A 20727-nucleotide genomic window follows, 5' to 3' on the forward strand; every position below is an offset into this window, starting at 1 on the left:
AGTGTGCTAACTCCGACGGGAGCAAATCCGTGAAAGACTTATTAAAGTTTCTGAAAGCGCAAACTAAAACCGAAGAGTTTGATGCGATCAAAATTGCTCTGGCTTCGCCAGACATGATCCGTTCATGGTCTTTCGGTGAAGTTAAAAAGCCGGAAACCATTAACTACCGTACGTTCAAACCTGAGCGTGACGGCCTTTTCTGTGCGCGTATTTTCGGGCCAGTAAAAGATTACGAGTGCCTGTGCGGTAAGTACAAGCGCCTGAAACACCGTGGTGTGATCTGTGAGAAGTGTGGCGTTGAAGTGACCCAGACCAAAGTACGCCGTGAGCGTATGGGCCACATCGAGCTGGCGTCTCCAACCGCTCACATCTGGTTCCTGAAATCTCTGCCGTCCCGTATCGGCCTGCTGCTGGATATGCCGCTGCGCGATATCGAACGTGTTCTGTACTTCGAATCTTATGTGGTTATCGAAGGCGGGATGACCAATCTGGAACGTAACCAGATCCTGACCGAAGAACAGTATCTGGACGCGCTGGAAGAGTTCGGTGACGAATTCGACGCGAAGATGGGTGCGGAAGCTATCCAGGCCCTGCTGAAGAGCATGGATCTGGAGCAAGAGTGTGAAACTCTGCGCGAAGAGCTGAACGAAACCAACTCCGAAACCAAGCGTAAAAAGCTGACCAAGCGTATCAAACTGCTGGAAGCGTTCGTTCAGTCTGGTAACAAACCAGAGTGGATGATTCTGACCGTTCTGCCGGTTCTGCCGCCAGATCTGCGTCCGCTGGTTCCGCTGGATGGTGGTCGTTTCGCAACGTCAGATCTGAACGATCTGTACCGTCGCGTAATCAACCGTAACAACCGTCTGAAACGTCTGCTGGATCTGGCTGCGCCGGACATCATCGTACGCAACGAAAAACGTATGCTGCAGGAAGCGGTCGATGCCCTGTTGGATAACGGTCGTCGTGGTCGTGCGATCACCGGTTCTAACAAACGTCCTCTGAAATCTTTGGCCGACATGATCAAAGGTAAGCAGGGTCGTTTCCGTCAGAACCTGCTCGGTAAGCGTGTTGACTACTCCGGTCGTTCTGTAATCACCGTAGGTCCATACCTGCGTCTGCATCAGTGCGGTCTGCCGAAGAAAATGGCACTGGAGCTGTTCAAACCGTTCATCTACGGCAAGCTGGAGCTGCGTGGCCTGGCCACCACCATCAAAGCCGCGAAGAAAATGGTTGAGCGTGAAGAAGCTGTCGTTTGGGATATCCTGGACGAAGTTATCCGCGAACACCCGGTACTGCTGAACCGTGCACCAACTCTGCACCGTCTGGGTATCCAGGCCTTTGAGCCGGTACTGATCGAAGGTAAAGCTATCCAGCTGCACCCGCTGGTTTGTGCGGCCTATAACGCCGACTTCGATGGTGACCAGATGGCTGTTCACGTACCGCTGACGCTGGAAGCCCAGCTCGAAGCGCGTGCGCTGATGATGTCTACCAACAACATCCTGTCTCCAGCGAACGGTGAACCTATCATCGTTCCTTCTCAGGACGTTGTACTGGGTCTGTACTACATGACCCGTGACTGTGTTAACGCCAAAGGCGAAGGCATGGTGCTGACTGGCCCTAAAGAAGCTGAGCGTATTTATCGCGCTGGCCTGGCCTCTCTGCATGCGCGCGTTAAAGTGCGTATCACCGAATACGAAAAAGATGAAAACGGCGAATTCGTTGCGCACACCAGCCTGAAAGACACGACCGTTGGCCGTGCCATTCTGTGGATGATCGTACCGAAAGGTCTGCCTTTCTCCATCGTCAACCAGGCGCTGGGCAAGAAAGCGATCTCCAAAATGCTGAACACCTGTTACCGCATTCTGGGTCTGAAGCCGACCGTTATCTTCGCTGACCAGACAATGTACACCGGCTTTGCTTATGCAGCGCGTTCAGGTGCATCTGTTGGTATCGATGACATGGTCATCCCAGAGAAGAAACACGAGATCATCTCTGAAGCGGAAGCTGAAGTTGCTGAAATCCAGGAGCAGTTCCAGTCTGGTCTGGTAACCGCAGGCGAACGTTACAACAAAGTTATCGATATCTGGGCTGCGGCGAACGATCGTGTATCCAAAGCGATGATGGATAACCTGCAAACCGAAACCGTGATTAACCGTGACGGCGTAGAAGAGCAGCAGGTCTCCTTCAACAGCATCTACATGATGGCCGACTCCGGTGCGCGTGGTTCTGCGGCACAGATTCGTCAGCTGGCAGGTATGCGTGGTCTGATGGCGAAGCCAGATGGCTCCATCATCGAAACGCCAATCACCGCGAACTTCCGTGAAGGTCTGAACGTACTCCAGTACTTCATCTCCACGCACGGTGCGCGTAAAGGTCTGGCGGATACCGCACTGAAAACCGCGAACTCCGGTTATCTGACGCGTCGTCTGGTAGACGTTGCGCAGGATCTTGTCGTCACCGAAGACGATTGTGGCACCCTCGAAGGTATCACCATGACCCCGGTTATCGAGGGTGGTGATGTTAAAGAGCCACTGCGCGATCGCGTACTGGGTCGTGTGACCGCGGAAGACATCCTGAAGCCGGGCACCGCAGACATTCTGGTTCCACGCAACACCCTGCTGCACGAACAGTGGTGTGACCTGCTGGAAGCGAACTCTGTTGACTCCGTGAAGGTGCGTTCCGTTGTATCCTGTGACACCGACTTTGGTGTGTGTGCGCACTGCTACGGTCGTGACCTGGCGCGTGGCCACATCATCAACAAAGGTGAGGCTATCGGCGTTATCGCGGCACAGTCCATCGGTGAGCCAGGTACACAGCTGACGATGCGTACGTTCCACATCGGTGGTGCGGCATCTCGTGCGGCTGCTGAATCCAGCATCCAGGTGAAAAACAAAGGTAGCATCAAGCTCAGCAACGCGAAGTCGGTTGTGAACTCCAGCGGTAAACTGGTTATCACTTCCCGTAACACCGAGCTGAAGCTGATCGACGAATTCGGTCGTACCAAAGAGAGCTATAAAGTGCCTTACGGTGCGGTTATGGCGAAAGGTGATGGCGAGCAGGTTGCTGGCGGTGAAACCGTTGCAAACTGGGATCCACACACCATGCCGGTAATCACCGAAGTAAGTGGTTTCATCCGCTTTACTGACATGATCGACGGCCAGACCATTACTCGTCAGACCGACGAGCTGACCGGTCTGTCTTCTCTGGTGGTTCTGGATTCTGCTGAACGTACTACCGGCGGTAAAGATCTGCGTCCTGCACTGAAAATCGTTGATGCGCAGGGTAACGACGTTCTGATTCCTGGTACCGATATGCCTGCGCAGTACTTCCTGCCGGGTAAAGCGATTGTACAGCTGGAAGATGGCGTACAGATCAGCTCTGGTGATACCCTGGCGCGTATTCCTCAGGAATCCGGCGGTACCAAGGACATCACCGGTGGTCTGCCACGCGTTGCGGACCTGTTCGAAGCACGTCGTCCGAAAGAGCCTGCGATCCTGGCTGAAATCAGCGGTATCATCTCCTTCGGTAAAGAGACCAAAGGTAAGCGCCGTCTGGTTATCACGCCTGTAGATGGCAGCGAGCCGTACGAAGAGATGATTCCTAAGTGGCGTCAGCTCAACGTGTTCGAAGGTGAACGCGTAGAACGTGGTGACGTGGTTTCCGACGGTCCAGAAGCGCCGCACGACATCCTGCGTCTGCGTGGTGTGCATGCTGTTACCCGTTACATTGTTAACGAAGTACAGGACGTATACCGTCTGCAAGGCGTTAAGATTAACGATAAACACATTGAAGTTATCGTTCGTCAGATGCTGCGTAAAGCGACCATCGAAAACGCGGGCAGCTCCGACTTCCTGGAAGGCGAGCAGGTTGAATACTCACGCGTTAAGATCGCTAACCGCGATCTGGAAGCGAACGGCAAAATTGGCGCGACCTTCTCGCGCGATCTGCTGGGTATCACCAAAGCGTCTCTGGCAACCGAGTCCTTCATCTCTGCTGCATCGTTCCAGGAAACCACGCGTGTCCTGACCGAAGCGGCTGTTGCAGGTAAACGTGATGAACTGCGCGGTCTGAAAGAGAACGTTATCGTGGGTCGTCTGATCCCGGCCGGTACCGGTTATGCGTACCACCAGGATCGTATGCGTCGTCGCGCAGCGGGCGAACTGCCAGCTGCACCGCAGGTGACTGCCGAAGATGCATCCGCGAGCCTGGCAGAACTGCTGAACGCAGGTCTGGGCGGTTCCGACACGAGTAATCGTTGATGCCGTAAATAAAAAAACCCGCCTCGGCGGGTTTTTTTATATCTGCATTTTCAGTTTACCAGCGGGATGCGTCGATAAAGCTCAATCATGTCGCCCGCCAGATCCTGAATAACCATCGCGTTCATCAGGTGGTCCTGAGAGTGAACGGTGATCAGGTTAACCGGCAGTTTTCCTGTCCCTTCGTCAAGACCGATAAGCTGCGTCTGGATCGTATGCGCATGTTTCACATATTCACGCGACTCTTCCATCGCTTTCTCGGCTTCGTCAAAGTCGCCTTTTCGCGCCATCTGCAACGCCGTCAGAGCCGCGCTGCGCGCCGCGCCTGCGTTGACCAGCAGTTCCATGATCGTGGTTTCTAAGTCTTCCATTATGACTCCAGAAGTTTGAGCGCTTTTTCCAGTACGGCATCACCTTTCATCATGCCGTAATCCATCATGTCGATGACCGCGACCTTTTTTCCGAGCGGATCGGCCTGCGCCTGGAGTTTTGCCTGTTCGTATTTGACCTGTGGCCCCAGTAATACGATATCAGCCGTCGCGATGTTATCTTTGAACTCCGCGACCGGAACGGCTTTAATGGTTACTTCGACTCCTTTTTTCTGCGCGGCATCTTTCATACGTTGAACCAGCATGCTGGTTGACATTCCCGCTGCACAGCATAAAACGATGTTCTTCATAGTCAGCCTCGATCTACATGTGTTTATTGATAATTATCCCGTGCAGACTGCTTCAACAACCGCTTTACCGCGATTGTGTGTCAGGCATCACAAAGAAATCGGCATTTTTCTGAAACCGGTTACAATTTTACCGCGGAGAGCATTCTGCCCGTCAGATCGGGCAGAATTTGAGGAAGGGTATTATCGGATGGCCGTGCTTACGATGCGGTTTTTACCCTGTTGTTTAGCGGTATACAGCGCTTCATCTACGCTACCGATAAATTGTTCCAGCGGTTCGAAGTGCCACTCTCCCGTCCCGGCGCTGAAGGTCACTCGCAGGTTCTCTTCCCGCCAGGTCCGCTTTTCAACGGCGGTGCGCCAGGCTTCCAGTAGCGCGTGCGCGGAGTTCATCAGCTCGGCCGGGAAGATCACGCCGAACTCTTCTCCACCGTAGCGGTAAACGGAAACGTGGTGCGGCTGCATGATCTGAATACCTTCGCGTGCCACGTTGCGCAGCACAATATCCCCGCTCAGGTGGCCCCAGGTGTCGTTAATGGACTTGAAGTTATCGATGTCGACCAGCGCCAGAACGAAGGGTTGATGAGCGGTCAGCAGCTCATCCACATCGTTGTCGAAAGCACGGCGGTTCTTGCAGCCTGTCAGCGCATCATGGGTGGCCTGTCGGACATAGGCCAGTTCGCGTTCTTTATTGGTTCGAATGGTATGGCTGAGCATCGCCTCAAGACGTGGCGCCTGATTGACGTCTCCGGTTTTGATGGCGTTGATAATGTTCATCAGCACAGAACGCGAGGCATGACGAAGATAAAGCCCGAACAGAATGATGATGATTGCCGCCAGCGCAAATCCCCAGCCGACGACGGTGGTTTCATGCCGGGTGATGACGGTAAGCGTGGCATCGGAAACCCGATAAATCACAAACCAGTCCGGATTGGTGAAAGAGTAGTAGTAATACCAGGTTTTACTTTTGGGGTCGAAAAGATGGCCCTCGCCGCTGGTCATTTGGTCCATCAGCGCTTCGCTTACGTACTGCTTAAAGAGCGCTCCCGTGTCCGGATGCAGCACAACAGCGCCGTCACGCTCCACAACAAAAAACTCACCCTGAACCGGCGCCACCATCTGGCGCAGGGTATACCCCATGGACGTTAAATCAAGATGGAAAGCGAGCGTGCCCTTCAGGCGGCCTTCCGGTGAAATGACCGGCTTATAGAGAGTGACCGTAGGATGTTGGGTAAAATAGTCCAGATAGGGGCGGGTGTAGTGCGGAAAGTTACTGGCTTCCGCTTGTCCGATAAACCATGGACGGGTCCGGGCGTCGAACGACTTACCCTTCTCCGTTGGCAGCACTTCCGGCGCGCGCAGATGGCGCCCTACTGTGTCCGCCAGAGAGATTGACGACACCGTCGGCATCAGGTTCTGCAAATGCATCAACATCTGCAAACCGTGTGTCGGGTCGATATTAATTGTCTGATTTACTCTGTCGTTACGGGCGAAGTACATCGCAGCACGACCAAGAATATAGTCATTTTCTCGCAGGATGGATTCGGTATAGTTTACCGCCAGATTATGGGTGAAGTTACCATTAATCTTATGATAATCCTCAAGAAAATCCTTTCTCTGTGAAAGGATAACCAGGATGGCGATCAGCGCAAAACTGAACAGGATCCCCGCGAAGCTGACCATAATTGGCCGGGTAAAAGAGAGCTTTTTACTGTGGAGTGCCATGAGTTGTACATCAATCCAGATGGTAGACGCGTTGCGTCTGTCGATACCCTCAGCATAGTCGCTGTCCGGTTGCTGGTAGTAAATTATACAGAAGGCGATTACCGACGAGATGATTTATCTTAAGCGTAGATAAGAAACGACGTATTTATTGTATCAATTAAAATTTTGTTTAAGAGGCGGAGGGCAGGGCGAAACGAGGAAGAAGCATTTTCACCCTGGTCAGCGTCCGTTGCTGACGTGGTAAAGAATAAGAAAACCAGGCAGATCGCCTCAATCGCCCGGTTTTGATCTTACGAGCCGCCTCGTAACCTTTTCGCATTTTTGCAGTCGGTTTCAGCGCTAATGCGAGGCTCTTCCCAGCCAGCTATCCCAGTCTTTCCACACGGGCTGTAGCCCCTGTGCAGTCAGGGCTTCCGCCACCGCTTCGGGCCGTCGTCCGTCGTGCGGTGCAAACTGTTCCAGTTCCGGGTGATCGTCCGCGTAACCGCCCGGCTGCGTTTTGGAAAAGGCGCTAACGTTATTGATCGCCAGCGGGATCGCGCGGTCGCGAAACGCGGGTGATTCACGCGTGGAGAGCGACAATTCCACTTCCGGCGCGAACAGGCGAAATGCACACAGGGTTTGCACCAGCTGGCGCTCATCCATCAGCGAAGCGGGTTCAACGCCTCCCGTACACGGACGCAGCCGCGGGAAAGAGATGGAATAGCGGCTTTGCCAGTAGCGCTGCTGTAGCCACAGCAGATGCTCCGCCACCATATAGCAGTCCACCCGCCAGCTGTCGGACAGACCGATAAGCGCGCCCAGCCCAATTTTATCGATACCGGCGCGCCCCAGCCTGTCCGGCGTTTCCAGCCGGAAGATGAAATCCTGCTTCTTCCCTTTCAGGTGATGCCGGGCATAGGTCGCCTCGTGGTAGGTTTCCTGATAGACCATGACGCCGTCCAGCCCGAGCGTTTTCAGCTCCGCATATTCCTCCTGCGACAGAGGCTGCACTTCCATTTGCAACGAGGCAAATTCGCGGCGGATGGCCGGAAGATGCTGGCGAAAATAGTCCATCCCCACTTTGCCCTGATGTTCACCCGTCACCAGCAGGAGATGTTCAAAACCCATCTCACGAATAGCCGCACACTCGCGGGCGATCTCATGCTCATCCAGCGTTTTACGCTTAATACGGTTGCTCATGGAAAAACCACAGTAGGTGCAGTCGTTGGCGCACAGGTTAGAAAGATAGAGCGGCACGTAAAAGCTCACCGTGTTGCCAAAACGCTGGCGGGTGAGGCGTTGCGCGCGCTGCGCCATCGGTTCAAGGTACGCACTGGCTGCCGGAGAAAGCAGGGCCATCAAATCCTCGCGGGTCAAATGTTTGGCTGTTAATGCCCGCTCTACGTCCGCAGAGGTTTTACTGTTGATGCGTAAGGCAATATCGTCCCAGTTCAGCTGACGCCAGCGATCGGTAAAGGTAGCCATCAGAGCGCCTCCAGAAAATCGGTCAGCGGGCTGGTGGCCTGCGCCTGAACGCAGCGCGAGCCGGGGCCGGACTGGCGTGCCAGCAGACCGGACTCCACCGCAAGGCGGAACGCACGCGCCATCATCACCGGGTCGTCGGCCACCGCAATCGCGGTATTGACCAGCACCGCATCGGCCCCCATCTCCAGCGCCTGCGCGGCGTGACTGGGTACGCCGATGCCCGCATCCACCACCACGGGCACGGTCGCCTGCTCGATGATGATCTCCAGCATCGCGCGGGTCTCCAGTCCCTGGTTGGAGCCAATGGGTGCCCCTAACGGCATTACGGCCGCGCAGCCGACCTCTTCCAGACGCTTGCACAGCACGGGGTCGGCACCGCAGTAGGGCAGGACGGTAAATCCCTGCTGCACCAGCTTCTCTGCCGCTTTCAGGGTTTCGATCGGATCGGGCAACAGCCAGCGGGCGTCCGGATGAATTTCCAGCTTCAGCCAGCGGGTGCCGAGCGCTTCCCGCGCCAGTTGCGCAGCGAAAATTGCTTCCTCGGCCGTTTTCGCACCGGAGGTATTCGGTAAGAGCGTCACGCCTGCCTCCCGTAACGGCGCAAGTATGGCATCGTTGTGCTGACGCAAATCCACGCGCTTCATCGCCAGTGTCACCAGCTGGCTGCCGCTCTCACGAATGGCATCCACCATCAGCTGCGGGGAGGCGAATTTTCCGGTTCCGGTAAACAGATGTGAATCAAAGACTTTGTCGGCAATACGTAACATCTCAGCCCCCTGCGATAACCTGAAACAGCAGGATCTGGTCGCCTTCATTGACCTGCTGATGTTCCCACCGCTCGCGCGGCAGGATCTGTTGATTGAGCGCCAGCGCCGTTCCCGGCTTCAGCTGGCGCAGCGTGTCGAGCAGGGCGGCAACGGTGAGATCGTCGTCGCACGTCATCGGCTCATCGTTAAACAGAATGCGCATTGCGGCCTCCGCATACCGGGCAGTGGCTGGCGCGGTTTAACACCAGATGACGCCATCCGCTGGAGCGGGCGTCGAACAGCCGCAGCGTGTTGCGTTCTGTCTCTATGCCGCTGAGCAACTTGATGGCCTCCAGCGCCTGAAGAGTACCCATCACGCCCACCACCGGGCCCAGAATGCCTGCCGTGCGGCAGTTACGCTCCGGTTCAGCCTCGTCAGGCCACAGGCAGCGGTAGCAGCCCTGTGCCCACGGCGGCGTAAGCACCATTATTTGCCCGCCGAAACCGACCGCGCTGGCGGTGATCAGCGGCGTGTTCTGCGCAACACAGACCGCGTTGATGGCCTGACGCGTCGCCATATTGTCCGTACAGTCCAGCACCACGTCGGCAAGGGCCACTTCGCGTTGCAGATCTTCCCCGCTCAGCCGCGTCTGGAGCGCGACCAGTTCGATATCGGGGTTAAGCTGGTTCAGCCGCTGGCGCGTAACGTGCGCTTTAGGCTGGTTGATATCTTCTGTCGTGAAGAGGATTTGCCGTTGCAGATTGCTGAGATGTACCTCATCGTCATCGGCCAGCACCAGCGTGCCCACGCCCGCGCCAGCCAGATACAGCGCGGCGGGGGCGCCTAATCCACCCAGACCGACAATCAGTACCCGGCTGGCGAGCAGCTTTTGCTGCCCGTCAATGGCGATATCCTCCAGCAGGATCTGGCGGCTGTAGCGCATAAAATCACGATCTTTCATCGCCTGCTCCTGCCAGTTGTAAAAGCCGTGCGGTGGCGGCCTGCCAGTCTGCGGCCTGGGTGATAGCGCTGACGACGGCGATACTGCCGACGCCGGTTTCCAGCACGGCGGGCGCACGTTCAAGGCTGATCCCGCCGATGGCAACGGTGGGGTAATCGGCAAGGCGCTTAACGTGGGCCGCCAGCTGCGTCAAGCCCTGTGGAGCGGACGGCATCTGTTTGGTTTGCGTCGGGAAAACGTGACCGAGCGCGATGTAAGAGGGGCGGGCTGCCAGCGCCACGTCGATCTCCATATCATCATGGGTAGAAACGCCCAGCCGCAGACCGACGTCACGGATCGCGTTGAGATCGGTCGTTTCCAGATCTTCCTGTCCCAGATGCACGCCGTACGCCTGGTGTTTAACCGCCAGCCGCCAGTAGTCGTTGATAAACAGGCGGGCGTGGTAGCGACGTCCCAGCGCGATAGCGGCGATCACGTCGGCCTCCACCTCTTCATCGCGTTTATCCTTAATGCGTAGCTGGATCGTGCGAACGCCTGCCTCCAGCAGGCGCGCTATCCACGCCACGCTGTCCACCACCGGGTAAAGCCCTAAGCGGAAGGGGACAGGGGGGAAATCAGGCTGGTACATTATGCCTCCTCTTTTTTGAGGTAGATTTCGCCGCCTTTCGCGCGGAAGGTTTCCGACATGTCCGCCATGCCGACTTCAATGGTCTGCGCGGCGGCGTAATCGCGTACTTCCTGGCTGATTTTCATCGAGCAGAATTTTGGTCCGCACATGGAGCAGAAGTGCGCGACTTTGCCCGATTCCTGCGGCAGGGTTTCGTCGTGGTAGGCGCGGGCGGTGAACGGATCGAGGGCCAGGTTAAACTGGTCTTCCCAGCGGAATTCAAAGCGCGCTTTGGACATGGCGTTGTCGCGAATTTGCGCGCCCGGATGGCCTTTCGCCAGATCCGCCGCGTGGGCGGCAATCTTGTAGGTAATCAGTCCCTGCTTCACGTCCTCTTTGTTTGGCAGGCCGAGGTGCTCTTTCGGTGTCACGTAGCAGAGCATGGCGCAGCCGAACCAGCCGATCATCGCCGCCCCAATGCCTGACGTGAAGTGGTCATAGCCCGGCGCGATGTCAGTTGTCAGTGGCCCCAGCGTGTAGAACGGTGCTTCGTGGCAGTGCTCCAGCTCTTCGGTCATGTTGCGACGGATCATCTGCATCGGCACATGGCCCGGGCCTTCAATCATCACCTGCACGTCGTACTCCCAGGCGATTTTGGTCAGCTCCCCCAGCGTGTGCAGCTCGGCAAACTGCGCCTCGTCGTTAGCATCGCGGATGGAGCCAGGACGCAGGCCGTCGCCCAGCGACAGGGAGACGTCGTACGCGGCGCAAATTTCGCAGATTTCGCGGAAGTGTTCGTAGAGGAAGTTTTCCTGATGATGGGAAAGGCACCATTTCGCCATAATCGAACCGCCGCGTGAGACGATACCGGTCAGACGTTTCGCCGTCATCGGCACGTAGCGCAGTAGCACGCCCGCGTGGATGGTGAAGTAGTCCACGCCCTGTTCCGCCTGCTCCAGCAGCGTGTCGCGGAACGCTTCCCAGGTGAGGTTTTCGGCGATGCCGTTTACCTTTTCCAGCGCCTGATAAATCGGGACGGTGCCAATCGGCACCGGGCTGTTACGCAGGATCCACTCGCGGGTCTCATGAATATAGCGGCCAGTGGAAAGGTCCATCACCGTGTCCGCGCCCCAGCGCGTCGACCAGACCAGCTTTTCCACCTCTTCTTCGATGGATGACGTCACCGCTGAGTTGCCGATGTTGGCGTTGACCTTCACCAGGAAGTTGCGGCCGATAATCATCGGCTCGGATTCCGGATGGTTGATGTTGGCGGGGATAATGGCGCGCCCGGCGGCCACTTCATCACGCACAAATTCCGGCGTGATGTTCTCCGGCAGGCGAGCGCCAAACCCTTCACCCGGATGCTGGTGGCGCAGCACTTCGCTGCGGATGCGCTCGCGGCCCATGTTTTCGCGGATGGCGATGAACTCCATCTCCGGCGTGACGATACCCTGGCGCGCGTAGTGCAGCTGGGTTACGCATTTGCCCGCTTTAGCGCGTTTCGGCGTCAGCAGGCCGGTAAAGCGCAGCGCGTCCAGACCGTCGTCGGCCAGGCGTTCTTTGGTGTACGCAGAACTGCGTACGCTCAGTTCTTCGCAGTCGTTACGCGCCTCTATCCACGGCTGGCGCAGCTTTGCCAGACCCTGCTGGACGTTGATAGCAACATCAGGATCGCCGTACGGGCCCGAGGTGTCATACACCGGCACGGCTTCGTTGTCTTCAAACTGCGGGTTGTCTTTGCTGCCGCCGATAAGCGTCGGGCTGAGCTGGATTTCGCGCATCGGGACGCGGATATCAGCCTGTGAGCCGGAAATGTAGATGCGTTTCGAGTTCGGGAAAGCGGTGCCTTCCAGGGTGTCGATGAAGCGTTGTGCGTGTTCGCGCTGTTCGCGGCGGGTCAGTTTTGCAGTAGACATAGCTCATTCCAAAAGTGAAGGACATGGCTTGTCAGACGACGGATGAAGCAAGAGAAGATCGCCTCAGGGGCGATACAACAGCAGTGTGACTCTTGTTCCCTTCGCAGGTATTAACCTGATCAGGTTCCGCGGATCCCGAATTAACGGTCTCAGCCCGTGCTTTCACACTGGGCACTCCGACAAGAAAAATCCCCCTCCGCAGAGGGGCGAATGGTTGTAAATTACTCGTTAACGATTAAGAACTCAAGCAGGGCGCGCAACGTTATCGCTGGTGCTGATATTCAGGTTGTTGTCCAGCACGAGGGCGATGAGCTTGTCTTCCAGCGTGAATCGCTCTTCCAGCGCTTCGCCAAGGTCGGAAAGCGCCTGCTGAAACTCAAGATAGTTATCGTGATCGATAGCGTTCTCCAGCGCGGAATCGTAGTAGTCCATGATCCGCTGGGTGTTGGCTTCCAGCAGCGGACAGAGTTTACTGGCCGCTAAATACGGCGTTGTCCCTTCCATTTCGCGGATAATGCGTTCATAAAGGTTGAAATGGCCGTCGGAGAGGTAGTCGACAAGGCTCTGACAAAAATCATCCAGCGCTTTTTCGTTCAGCCGCATAAAGGATTCTTTGCCAGGCTTAAGACCGACCAGATTGTAATACGCCACAAGGAGATGCTTGCGCACATGTAGCCAGCGATCCACCAGGGTGTTACTTCCTCCAACGCGCTCAGTCAGGCTTTCCAGCTGGTTTAACATGGTCGACTCCATAAGGTTTAGAATGGGATCTGCTTATCCAAAATGTAACCACAATGCTAACAACATGTCAGTGAAGCGAAGGTAGTGCAATAGATATGGATCGTATTATTGAAAAATCAGATCTGGGTTGGTGGATCGTCAGTCACGAGCAAAAGTTGTGGCTGCCCGGTGGGGAGATACCCTACGGTGCGGCAGAAATCTTCGATCTCGTCGGCCAACCTGCGCTGCGGATCGGCGAGTGGCAGGGCGATCCGGTATGGTTGATCCTACAGGCTCGTCGTCAGGATATGGGATCCGTTCGTCAGGTGTTGGATCGGGATGTCGGCCTGTTCCAGCTGGCGGGGCGCGGCGTGCAGCTGGCGGAGTTTTACCGCTCGCACAAATACTGCGGCTACTGCGGCCACACCATGCACCCGAGCAAAACCGAGTGGGCAATGCTTTGCGGCCACTGCCGTGAACGCTACTATCCGCAAATCGCACCGTGCATCATTGTCGCCATCCGCCGTGATGATTCCATCCTGCTGGCGCAGCATACCCGTCATCGCAACGGCATTCATACTGTCCTCGCCGGGTTCGTGGAAGTCGGCGAAACGCTGGAACAGGCGGTGGCGCGTGAGGTGATGGAGGAGAGCGGCATTAAGGTGAAAAACCTGCGCTATGTGACGTCGCAGCCGTGGCCGTTCCCGATGTCCCTGATGACCGCGTTTATGGCGGAATACGACAGCGGCGAGATTGTTATCGATAAGAAAGAGCTGCTGGAGGCGAACTGGTATCGCTACGACGATTTACCGCTGCTGCCCCCGCCGGGAACGGTGGCGCGTCGCCTGATAGAAGATACCGTGGCAATGTGTCGGGCCGAGTATGAGTAGTGTTACACTGACGGACTGACGCAATAAGGAACTGCAAAATGACCGAACTGAAGAACGATCGTTATCTGCGTGCGCTGCTGCGCCAGCCCGTTGATGTCACCCCGGTGTGGATGATGCGCCAGGCGGGACGCTATCTGCCAGAGTACAAAGCCACGCGCGCGCAGGCGGGCGATTTTATGTCGCTGTGCAAAAACGCCGAGCTGGCCTGTGAAGTGACGCTCCAGCCGCTGCGCCGCTTCCCGCTCGATGCCGCCATTCTTTTTTCGGACATTCTCACCATTCCGGATGCGATGGGCCTTGGGCTCTATTTCGAAACCGGCGAGGGCCCGCGTTTTACCTCACCGATCAAAAGCAAAGCCGACGTTGATAAGTTGCCGATCCCCGATCCGGAAGGCGAGCTGGGCTATGTGATGAACGCCGTGCGCACCATTCGCCGCGAGCTCAAAGGCGATGTGCCGCTGATTGGCTTCTCCGGTAGTCCGTGGACGCTGGCCACCTACATGGTGGAAGGCGGCAGCAGCAAAGCCTTTACCGTCATCAAAAAGATGATGTACGCCGAGCCGCTGGCCCTGCATGCGCTGCTCGACAAGCTCGCGAAGAGCGTCACGCTCTACCTCAACGCGCAGATTAAAGCAGGTGCGCAGTCGGTGATGATTTTCGACACCTGGGGCGGCGTGCTGACCGGACGTGATTATCAGCAGTTCTCCCTGTACTACATGCACAAAATTGTCGATGGCCTGCTGCGTGAAAACGAAGGCCGTCGCGTGCCGGTGACGCTGTTTACCAAAGGCGGCGGCCAGTGGCTGGAAGCGATGGCGGCCACCGGCTGCGACGCGCTGGGCCTCGACTGGACCACCGATATTGCCGATGCGCGCCGTCGCGTGGGGGACAAAGTGGCGCTTCAGGGCAACATGGACCCGTCCATGCTCTATGCACAGCCTGCCCGTATCGAAGAGGAAGTGTCGACTATACTGTCTGGTTTCGGCCAGGGTGAAGGCCACGTCTTTAACCTCGGCCACGGCATTCATCAGGATGTGCCGCCTGAACACGCAGGCGTATTTGTGGAGGCGGTGCATCGGCTTTCTGCCCAGTATCATAAGTAAGGAGTGGTTATGGATCTCGCGTCGCTACGCGCTCAGCAAATCGAACTGGCTTCATCGGTGATCCGTGAGGATCGTCTGGATACGGACCCTCCGCGGTACATTGGCGGGGCGGACGTCGGGTTTGAGCAGGGCGGTGAAGTGACGCGAGCGGCGATGGTGGTGCTGAAATACCCGTCGCTGGAGCTGGTGGAGTACAAGGTGGCGCGTATCGCCACCACCATGCCCTATATCCCCGGCTTTCTCTCCTTCCGCGAATATCCCGCGCTGCTGGCCGCTTGGGAACAACTCTCGCAAAAACCTGACCTGCTGTTTGTTGATGGGCATGGTATCTCCCATCCGCGTCGCTTAGGCGTTGCCAGCCACTTTGGTCTGCTGGTGGACGTGCCGACCATCGGCGTGGCGAAAAAACGCCTGTGCGGCGCGTTTGAGCCGCTCTCTGCCGAACCGGGCGCGCTGGCGCCGCTTATTCATAAAGGCGAGCAGCTGGCGTGGGTCTGGCGCAGTAAAGCGCGCTGCAACCCGCTGTTTATCGCAACCGGGCATCGGGTGAGCATGGACAGCGCCCTGGCGTGGGTGCAACGCTGTATGAAGGGCTACCGTTTACCGGAGCCAACCCGCTGGGCTGACGCCGTGGCCTCTTCACGTCCGGCATTCATTCGTTGGCAGGAAATTCAGCCGTGATTCAGGTAAACTGCGGCTAATTTTCGATTCGAGACATCATCATGTTACAAAACCCGATTCATCTGCGCCTTGAAAAGCTGGAAAGCTGGCAGCACGTGACGTTTATGGCTTGCCTGTGCGAGCGCATGTATCCCAACTATGCCGCGTTCTGCAAGCAGACAGCGTTTGGCGAAGGCCAGATTTATCGTCGTATCCTGGATTTAATCTGGGAGACGCTGACGGTCAAAGACGCGAAGGTGAATTTTGACTCTCAGCTCGAAAAGCTGGAAGAGGCTATTCCGGCTGCGGATGATTTCGACCTGTATGGCGTCTACCCGGCCATTGATGCCTGTGTGGCGTTGAGCGAGCTGATCCACTCCCGTCTGAGCGGTGAAACCCTGGAACACGCCATTGAAGTCAGTAAGGCATCCATTACCACCGTTGCGATGCTGGAAATGACCCAGGAAGGCCGTGAAATGACCGACGAAGAGCTGCGTGCTAACCCGGCGGTAGAACAGGAATGGGACATTCAGTGGGAGATTTTCCGCCTGCTGGCAGAGTGTGAAGAGCGTGATATTGAGCTGATCAAAGGGCTGCGCGCGGACCTGCGCGAGGCCGGCGAGAGCAATATTGGTATAATTTTTAACCAATGAGACAACAAAACGTGATTTAACGCCTGTTTTGTCGCTCCTCGACTCTTCCCTTTCGCCCCCCGTCTGGTCTACATTTGGGGGGCGAAAAAAAGTGGCTATCGGTGCGTGTATGCAGGAGAGTGCTTTTTTGGCATTTTCGTCGCACTCGATGCTTAGCAAGCGATAAACACATTGAAAGGATAACTTATGAACAAGACTCAACTGATTGATGTAATTGCGGACAAGGCTGATCTGTCTAAAGTGCAGGCTAAAGCTGCTCTGGAATCTACCCTGGCTGCTATTACTGAGTCTCTGAAAGAAGGCGATGCTGTACAACTGGTTGGTTTCGGTACCTTCAAAGTGAACCACCGCGCTGAGCGTACTGGCCGCAACCCGCAGACCGGTAAAGAAATCAAAATCGCCGCAGCTAACGTGCCGGCATTTGTTTCTGGTAAAGCACTGAAAGACGCAGTTAAGTAAGACGCGTGGCAGTGAACAGTTTTAACGAAGGGGCGGCAACGCCCCTTTTGTCATTCTGGCGTGGAACGCTCGCGCTGGCAGGCGTACTGTTGCTGTCTGCCTGTAGTCATGATTCCTCACTCCCCCCGTTTACCGCCAGCGGCTACGCTGACAACCAGGGTGCGGTCAGGATCTGGCGCAAAGATTCCAGCGATGAAGTCCATATGCTCACCGCGTTCAGCCCATGGCATAACGGCAATACCTCGACCGCAGAATACCGCTGGCAGGGCGATGCCCTGTCGCTCATTGAACTGAATATCTACAGTAAGACTCCCGAACACGTGAAGGTGCGTTTCGACGACCACGGCGAGCTGAGCTTTATGCAGCATGAGGTCAGTGGACTGAAAAAGCAGCTTTCCAGCGATCAGGTCGCCCTCTACCGCTACCGTGCTGAACAACTTCGCCAGACCAGCGATGCGCTGCGTCAGGGCCGCGTGGTGCTGCGTCAGGGGCGCTGGCATGCCGACGGCACGGTGACCACCTGCGAAGGGCAGACGGTGAAGCCTGAGCTTGAATCCTGGGCAACCGAACACATTCAGCGTCGTCAGCGGCATTCATCTGTGGAGGTGAGTGTGGCATGGCTGGAAGCGCCGGAAGGCTCTCAGCTGTTGCTGGTGGCGAATGAAGATTTCTGCACCTGGCAGCCGACAGAAAAGAGTTTTTGATTTAAGTCCCCTCTCCCTTGAGGGAGAGGGTTAGGGTGAGGGGGAAATTACTCTCCCTGCTCCCGCGCAATAGCACGATAACCGATATCCTGACGGCTGAAGCTGCCGTTCCAGTGAATATCCGCCATCAGCGCATAGGCGCGTTTCTGCGCTTCTGCCACGGTCTGGCCCAGCGCGGTCGCACACAGCACGCGGCCGCCGTTGGTGAGCACGCGGTCATCGTCAGCCAGCTTCGTACCGGCGTGGAACACCTTCGCGCCGTCAATCTCTTCCAGCGGCAGGCCGTGGATCTCATCTCCAGTGTTGTAGCTACCCGGATACCCACCCGCAGCAATCACCACACCTAAAGAGGCACGCTCGTCCCACTCTGACGTTTTCTCATCCAGTTTGCCTTCGCAGGCCGCAAGGCACAGATCCACCAGGTCGGATTTCATGCGCAGCATGATCGGCTGGGTTTCCGGATCGCCAAAGCGGCAGTTGAATTCGATCACCTTCGGGTTACCCTGCTTGTCGATCATCAGGCCTGCATAAAGGAAACCGGTGTAGGTATTGCCTTCCGCCGCCATCCCTTTCACGGTTGGCCAGATGATGCGGTCCATGGTGCGCTGATGCACCTCATCGGTAACAACGGGAGCAGGAGAGTAAGCGCCCATTCCCCCAGTGTTGGGGCCGGTATCGCCATTGCCCACACGCTTGTGATCCTGGCTGGTGGCCATCGGCAGAACGTGCTCGCCATCGACCATCACGATAAAGCTCGCCTCTTCGCCGTCGAGGAACTCTTCAATCACGATGCGGTGGCCCGCATCGCCAAAGGCGTTACCTGCCAGCATATCCTGAACCGCGGCTTCGGCTTCTTCGAGGGTCATCGCGACGATCACGCCTTTACCCGCGGCCAGACCGTCGGCCTTGATAACAATCGGCGCGCCCTTCTCACGTAACCAGGCCAGAGCAGGCTCCACTTCAGTGAAATTCTGATATTCCGCCGTCGGGATGTTATGACGCGCGAGGAAATCTTTGGTGAAGGCTTTTGAGCCTTCCAGCTGTGCGGCACCCTCCGTTGGGCCAAAGATTTTCAGGCCAGCTGCGCGGAAGGCGTCTACGATGCCAATCACCAGCGGCGCTTCCGGGCCAACGATGGTCAGATCGATGTTCTCGGTCTGGGCAAAGCTCAGCAGTGCCGGGATATCGGTCACGCCGATGGCGACGTTTTGCAGCGCGGGTTCCAGCGCCGTACCGGCATTACCCGGTGCCACAAAGACGGTTTCAACCTGCGGAGACTGCGCTGCTTTCCACGCCAGGGCGTGCTCGCGCCCGCCGTTACCAATCACTAATACTTTCATTTTCTGCTCCGGGAATTAATGGCGGAAGTGGCGCATGTCGGTGAAGATCATTGCGATGCCATGCTCGTCGGCAGCGGCAATCACTTCGTCATCACGGATTGAACCGCCAGGCTGGATCACACAGGTGATGCCCACCGCAGCCGCAGCGTCGATACCGTCGCGGAACGGGAAGAAGGCGTCAGAGGCCATGGCGGAGCCTTTCACTTCCAGACCTTCGTCGCCTGCTTTGATACCGGCAATTTTTGCAGAGTAAACGCGGCTCATCTGGCCTGCGCCTATCCCGATGGTCATGTTCTCTTTGGCGTAAACAATTGCGTTAGACTTCACGAACTTCGCCACTTTCCAGCAGAACAGCGCGTCACGCAGTTCCTGTTCGGTCGGCTGACGTTTGGTCACCACGCGCAGGTCGGCTTCGCTCACCATACCCAGATCGCGGTCCTGAACCAGCAGACCGCCGTTCACGCGCTTGAAGTCCAGGCCCGGCACGCGTTCCGCCCACTGACCGCAAACCAGCACGCGCACATTCTGTTTTGCCGCAGTGATTTTCAGCGCTTCTTCTGATGCGGACGGCGCGATGATCACTTCGACAAACTGGCGGGAGATGATGGCCTGCGCGGTTTCCGCATCCAGCTCGCGGTTAAAGGCGATAATGCCGCCGAACGCGGAGGTCGGGTCGGTTTTGTAGGCGCGATCGTAGGCATCCAGAATAGAAGTGCTTACCGCAACGCCGCATGGGTTGGCGTGCTTGACGATAACGCAGGCCGGCTCGCTGAATTCTTTCACGCATTCCAGCGCGGCGTCGGTGTCGGCAATGTTGTTATAGGAAAGGGCTTTGCCCTGAACCTGCTGGGCGGTCGCAACAGAGGCTTCCTTTACCTCTTCTTCTATATAGAAGGCAGCCTGCTGGTGGCTGTTCTCACCGTAACGCATATCCTGCTTCTTAATGAAGTTCAGGTTCAGGGTGCGCGGGAAGCGGCCAGAGGGATCTTTGCTTTCACCATGGTAAGCCGGTACCAGGCTACCGAAGTAGTTGGCGATCATGCTGTCGTAGGCGGCGGTATGCTCGAAGGCTTTGATGGCGAGATCGAAACGCGTTTCAAGTGTCAGGGACCCTTCGTTGGCATCCATCTCATTAATAATGGCGTTGTAGTCGCTGCTCTTCACCACGATGGCCACATCTTTATGGTTCTTGGCTGCGGAGCGCACCATGGTCGGGCCGCCGATATCGATATTTTCAACCGCATCTTCCAGAGAGCAGCCTTCGCGGGCGACGGTCTGGGCGAACGGGTAGAGGTTAACAACGACCATATCGATAGGCGCGATATCGTGCTGTTCCATAATGGCGTCGTCCTGACCGCGACGGCCAAGAATACCGCCGTGCACTTTCGGATGCAGGGTTTTGACGCGTCCATCCATCATTTCCGGGAAACCGGTGTAATCGGACACTTCGGTTACCGGCAGACCTTTCTCTGCTAACAGGCGCGCGGTGCCACCTGTAGAAAGCAGCTCCACACCGCGTGCGGAAAGTGCCTGGGCGAATTCGACGATACCGGCTTTATCAGAAACACTGAGCAGAGCGCGGCGGACTGGACGACGTTGTTGCATGATAAATCCCCTGGATTTCACGATTACAGAGAGCGTTAGATGAATTTTCCTGTGAAAAACTCATCTAACACACCTGACGAGGCATCCTTGTAAAGCGCGAGCATTTTAACGAAAACGTTTGCGCAACGCTCGCATATTTTCACTTTTTCGCAGCGCTGTGGATAACTCTGTGTGTAAAAGGGTATAAGGCGGGGTTTTGCTGGGGAATGCAGCAGTCAGTCATTTTTCTGTCATTTAG

The 20727-nt window shown here is 56.5% G+C and carries 19 protein-coding genes and 1 riboswitch; of the genes, 7 read left to right on the forward strand and 12 right to left on the reverse strand.

Annotation, left to right across the window (positions count from 1 at the left end; all coding sequences use genetic code 11):
- The first annotated feature begins 29 nt into the window (after nt 1-29).
- A complete protein-coding gene (gene rpoC / locus RY075_RS01325; RefSeq protein WP_338627988.1) occupies nt 30-4259 on the forward strand; it encodes a DNA-directed RNA polymerase subunit beta' in 4230 nt (1409 codons plus the stop codon).
- A 50-nt stretch (nt 4260-4309) separates the two neighbouring features.
- On the opposite strand, the gene RY075_RS01330 is transcribed toward rpoC, so the two are convergent.
- The 10 genes from RY075_RS01330 to RY075_RS01375 form a co-directional block, all read right to left on the reverse strand.
- A complete protein-coding gene (locus RY075_RS01330) occupies nt 4310-4627 on the reverse strand; it encodes a PTS lactose/cellobiose transporter subunit IIA (protein ID WP_003862327.1) in 318 nt (105 codons plus the stop codon).
- On the reverse strand, nt 4627-4935 hold the full coding sequence (locus RY075_RS01335) for a PTS sugar transporter subunit IIB (protein WP_010425948.1): 309 nt from the start codon (nt 4933-4935) through the stop codon (nt 4627-4629). Before RY075_RS01335 ends, RY075_RS01330 begins: the two co-directional genes overlap by 1 nt.
- 180 nt (nt 4936-5115) lie before the next feature.
- Entirely contained in the window at nt 5116-6657 is a 1542-nt protein-coding gene (locus tag RY075_RS01340) for a sensor domain-containing diguanylate cyclase (protein ID WP_232967781.1), read from the reverse strand.
- Between the two features lie 339 nt (nt 6658-6996).
- Nucleotides 6997-8124 (reverse strand): 2-iminoacetate synthase ThiH, encoded by a 1128-nt coding sequence (gene thiH, locus RY075_RS01345; protein WP_048209868.1) that lies wholly within the window; start codon nt 8122-8124, stop codon nt 6997-6999.
- Nucleotides 8124-8891 carry a thiazole synthase gene (thiG, locus tag RY075_RS01350; protein WP_045347362.1) on the reverse strand — a complete coding sequence of 256 codons (768 nt, stop codon included), beginning with the start codon at nt 8889-8891 and terminating at the stop codon, nt 8124-8126. Before thiG ends, thiH begins: the two co-directional genes overlap by 1 nt.
- 1 nt (nt 8892) lies before the next feature.
- Nucleotides 8893-9093, reverse strand: a complete 201-nt coding sequence (gene thiS, locus RY075_RS01355) for a sulfur carrier protein ThiS (RefSeq protein ID WP_003862324.1) — start codon at nt 9091-9093, stop codon at nt 8893-8895.
- A complete protein-coding gene (gene thiF / locus RY075_RS01360) occupies nt 9077-9832 on the reverse strand; it encodes a thiazole biosynthesis adenylyltransferase ThiF (RefSeq protein WP_032608234.1) in 756 nt (251 codons plus the stop codon). The genes thiS and thiF overlap by 17 nt, the downstream gene beginning before the upstream one ends.
- Nucleotides 9819-10460, reverse strand: coding sequence for a thiamine phosphate synthase (gene thiE / locus RY075_RS01365; RefSeq protein WP_003862319.1), 642 nt, complete (start codon nt 10458-10460; stop codon nt 9819-9821). The genes thiF and thiE overlap by 14 nt, the downstream gene beginning before the upstream one ends.
- Nucleotides 10460-12355 carry a phosphomethylpyrimidine synthase ThiC gene (thiC, locus tag RY075_RS01370; protein ID WP_023315206.1) on the reverse strand — a complete coding sequence of 632 codons (1896 nt, stop codon included), beginning with the start codon at nt 12353-12355 and terminating at the stop codon, nt 10460-10462. Before thiC ends, thiE begins: the two co-directional genes overlap by 1 nt.
- A gap of 79 nt (nt 12356-12434) precedes the next feature.
- Nucleotides 12435-12544, reverse strand: a riboswitch (TPP riboswitch).
- Between the two features lie 54 nt (nt 12545-12598).
- Nucleotides 12599-13096 (reverse strand): Rsd/AlgQ family anti-sigma factor, encoded by a 498-nt coding sequence (locus RY075_RS01375; protein WP_022650207.1) that lies wholly within the window; start codon nt 13094-13096, stop codon nt 12599-12601.
- Nucleotides 13097-13191: 95 nt separating this feature from the next.
- Here RY075_RS01375 and nudC point away from each other — a divergent pair, with 95 nt between their 5' ends.
- The 6 genes from nudC (at nt 13192) to RY075_RS01405 (ending at nt 17544) form a co-directional block, all read left to right on the forward strand.
- The gene (gene nudC, locus RY075_RS01380) at nt 13192-13965 is read left to right on the forward strand and encodes an NAD(+) diphosphatase (protein WP_022650208.1); all 774 of its coding nucleotides are present in this window, start codon (nt 13192-13194) and stop codon (nt 13963-13965) included.
- Nucleotides 13966-14003: 38 nt separating this feature from the next.
- Nucleotides 14004-15068 (forward strand): uroporphyrinogen decarboxylase, encoded by a 1065-nt coding sequence (gene hemE / locus RY075_RS01385; protein WP_022650209.1) that lies wholly within the window; start codon nt 14004-14006, stop codon nt 15066-15068.
- Nucleotides 15069-15077: 9 nt separating this feature from the next.
- The gene (gene nfi / locus RY075_RS01390; RefSeq protein WP_003862312.1) at nt 15078-15749 is read left to right on the forward strand and encodes a deoxyribonuclease V; all 672 of its coding nucleotides are present in this window, start codon (nt 15078-15080) and stop codon (nt 15747-15749) included.
- Between the two features lie 41 nt (nt 15750-15790).
- Nucleotides 15791-16381: a YjaG family protein gene (locus RY075_RS01395; protein ID WP_003862310.1), complete on the forward strand. Its 591-nt coding sequence runs from the start codon at nt 15791-15793 to the stop codon at nt 16379-16381.
- A gap of 186 nt (nt 16382-16567) precedes the next feature.
- Complete coding sequence (hupA, locus tag RY075_RS01400) at nt 16568-16840, forward strand: nucleoid-associated protein HU-alpha (protein WP_002445246.1); 273 nt, start codon at nt 16568-16570, stop codon at nt 16838-16840.
- An 11-nt stretch (nt 16841-16851) separates the two neighbouring features.
- Nucleotides 16852-17544 carry a DUF1481 domain-containing protein gene (locus RY075_RS01405; protein ID WP_045332535.1) on the forward strand — a complete coding sequence of 231 codons (693 nt, stop codon included), beginning with the start codon at nt 16852-16854 and terminating at the stop codon, nt 17542-17544.
- Nucleotides 17545-17591: 47 nt separating this feature from the next.
- On the opposite strand, the gene purD is transcribed toward RY075_RS01405, so the two are convergent.
- Both purD and purH read right to left on the reverse strand, forming a co-directional pair.
- Nucleotides 17592-18884, reverse strand: coding sequence for a phosphoribosylamine--glycine ligase (gene purD, locus RY075_RS01410; RefSeq protein WP_109949090.1), 1293 nt, complete (start codon nt 18882-18884; stop codon nt 17592-17594).
- Between the two features lie 15 nt (nt 18885-18899).
- Entirely contained in the window at nt 18900-20489 is a 1590-nt protein-coding gene (gene purH / locus RY075_RS01415; protein ID WP_022650212.1) for a bifunctional phosphoribosylaminoimidazolecarboxamide formyltransferase/IMP cyclohydrolase, read from the reverse strand.
- Nucleotides 20490-20727 lie beyond the last annotated feature (238 nt).

The sequence above is a fragment of the Enterobacter sp. JJBC genome, from assembly GCF_036936505.1.
In the GTDB taxonomy this organism is placed as follows: domain Bacteria; phylum Pseudomonadota; class Gammaproteobacteria; order Enterobacterales; family Enterobacteriaceae; genus Enterobacter; species Enterobacter hormaechei_C.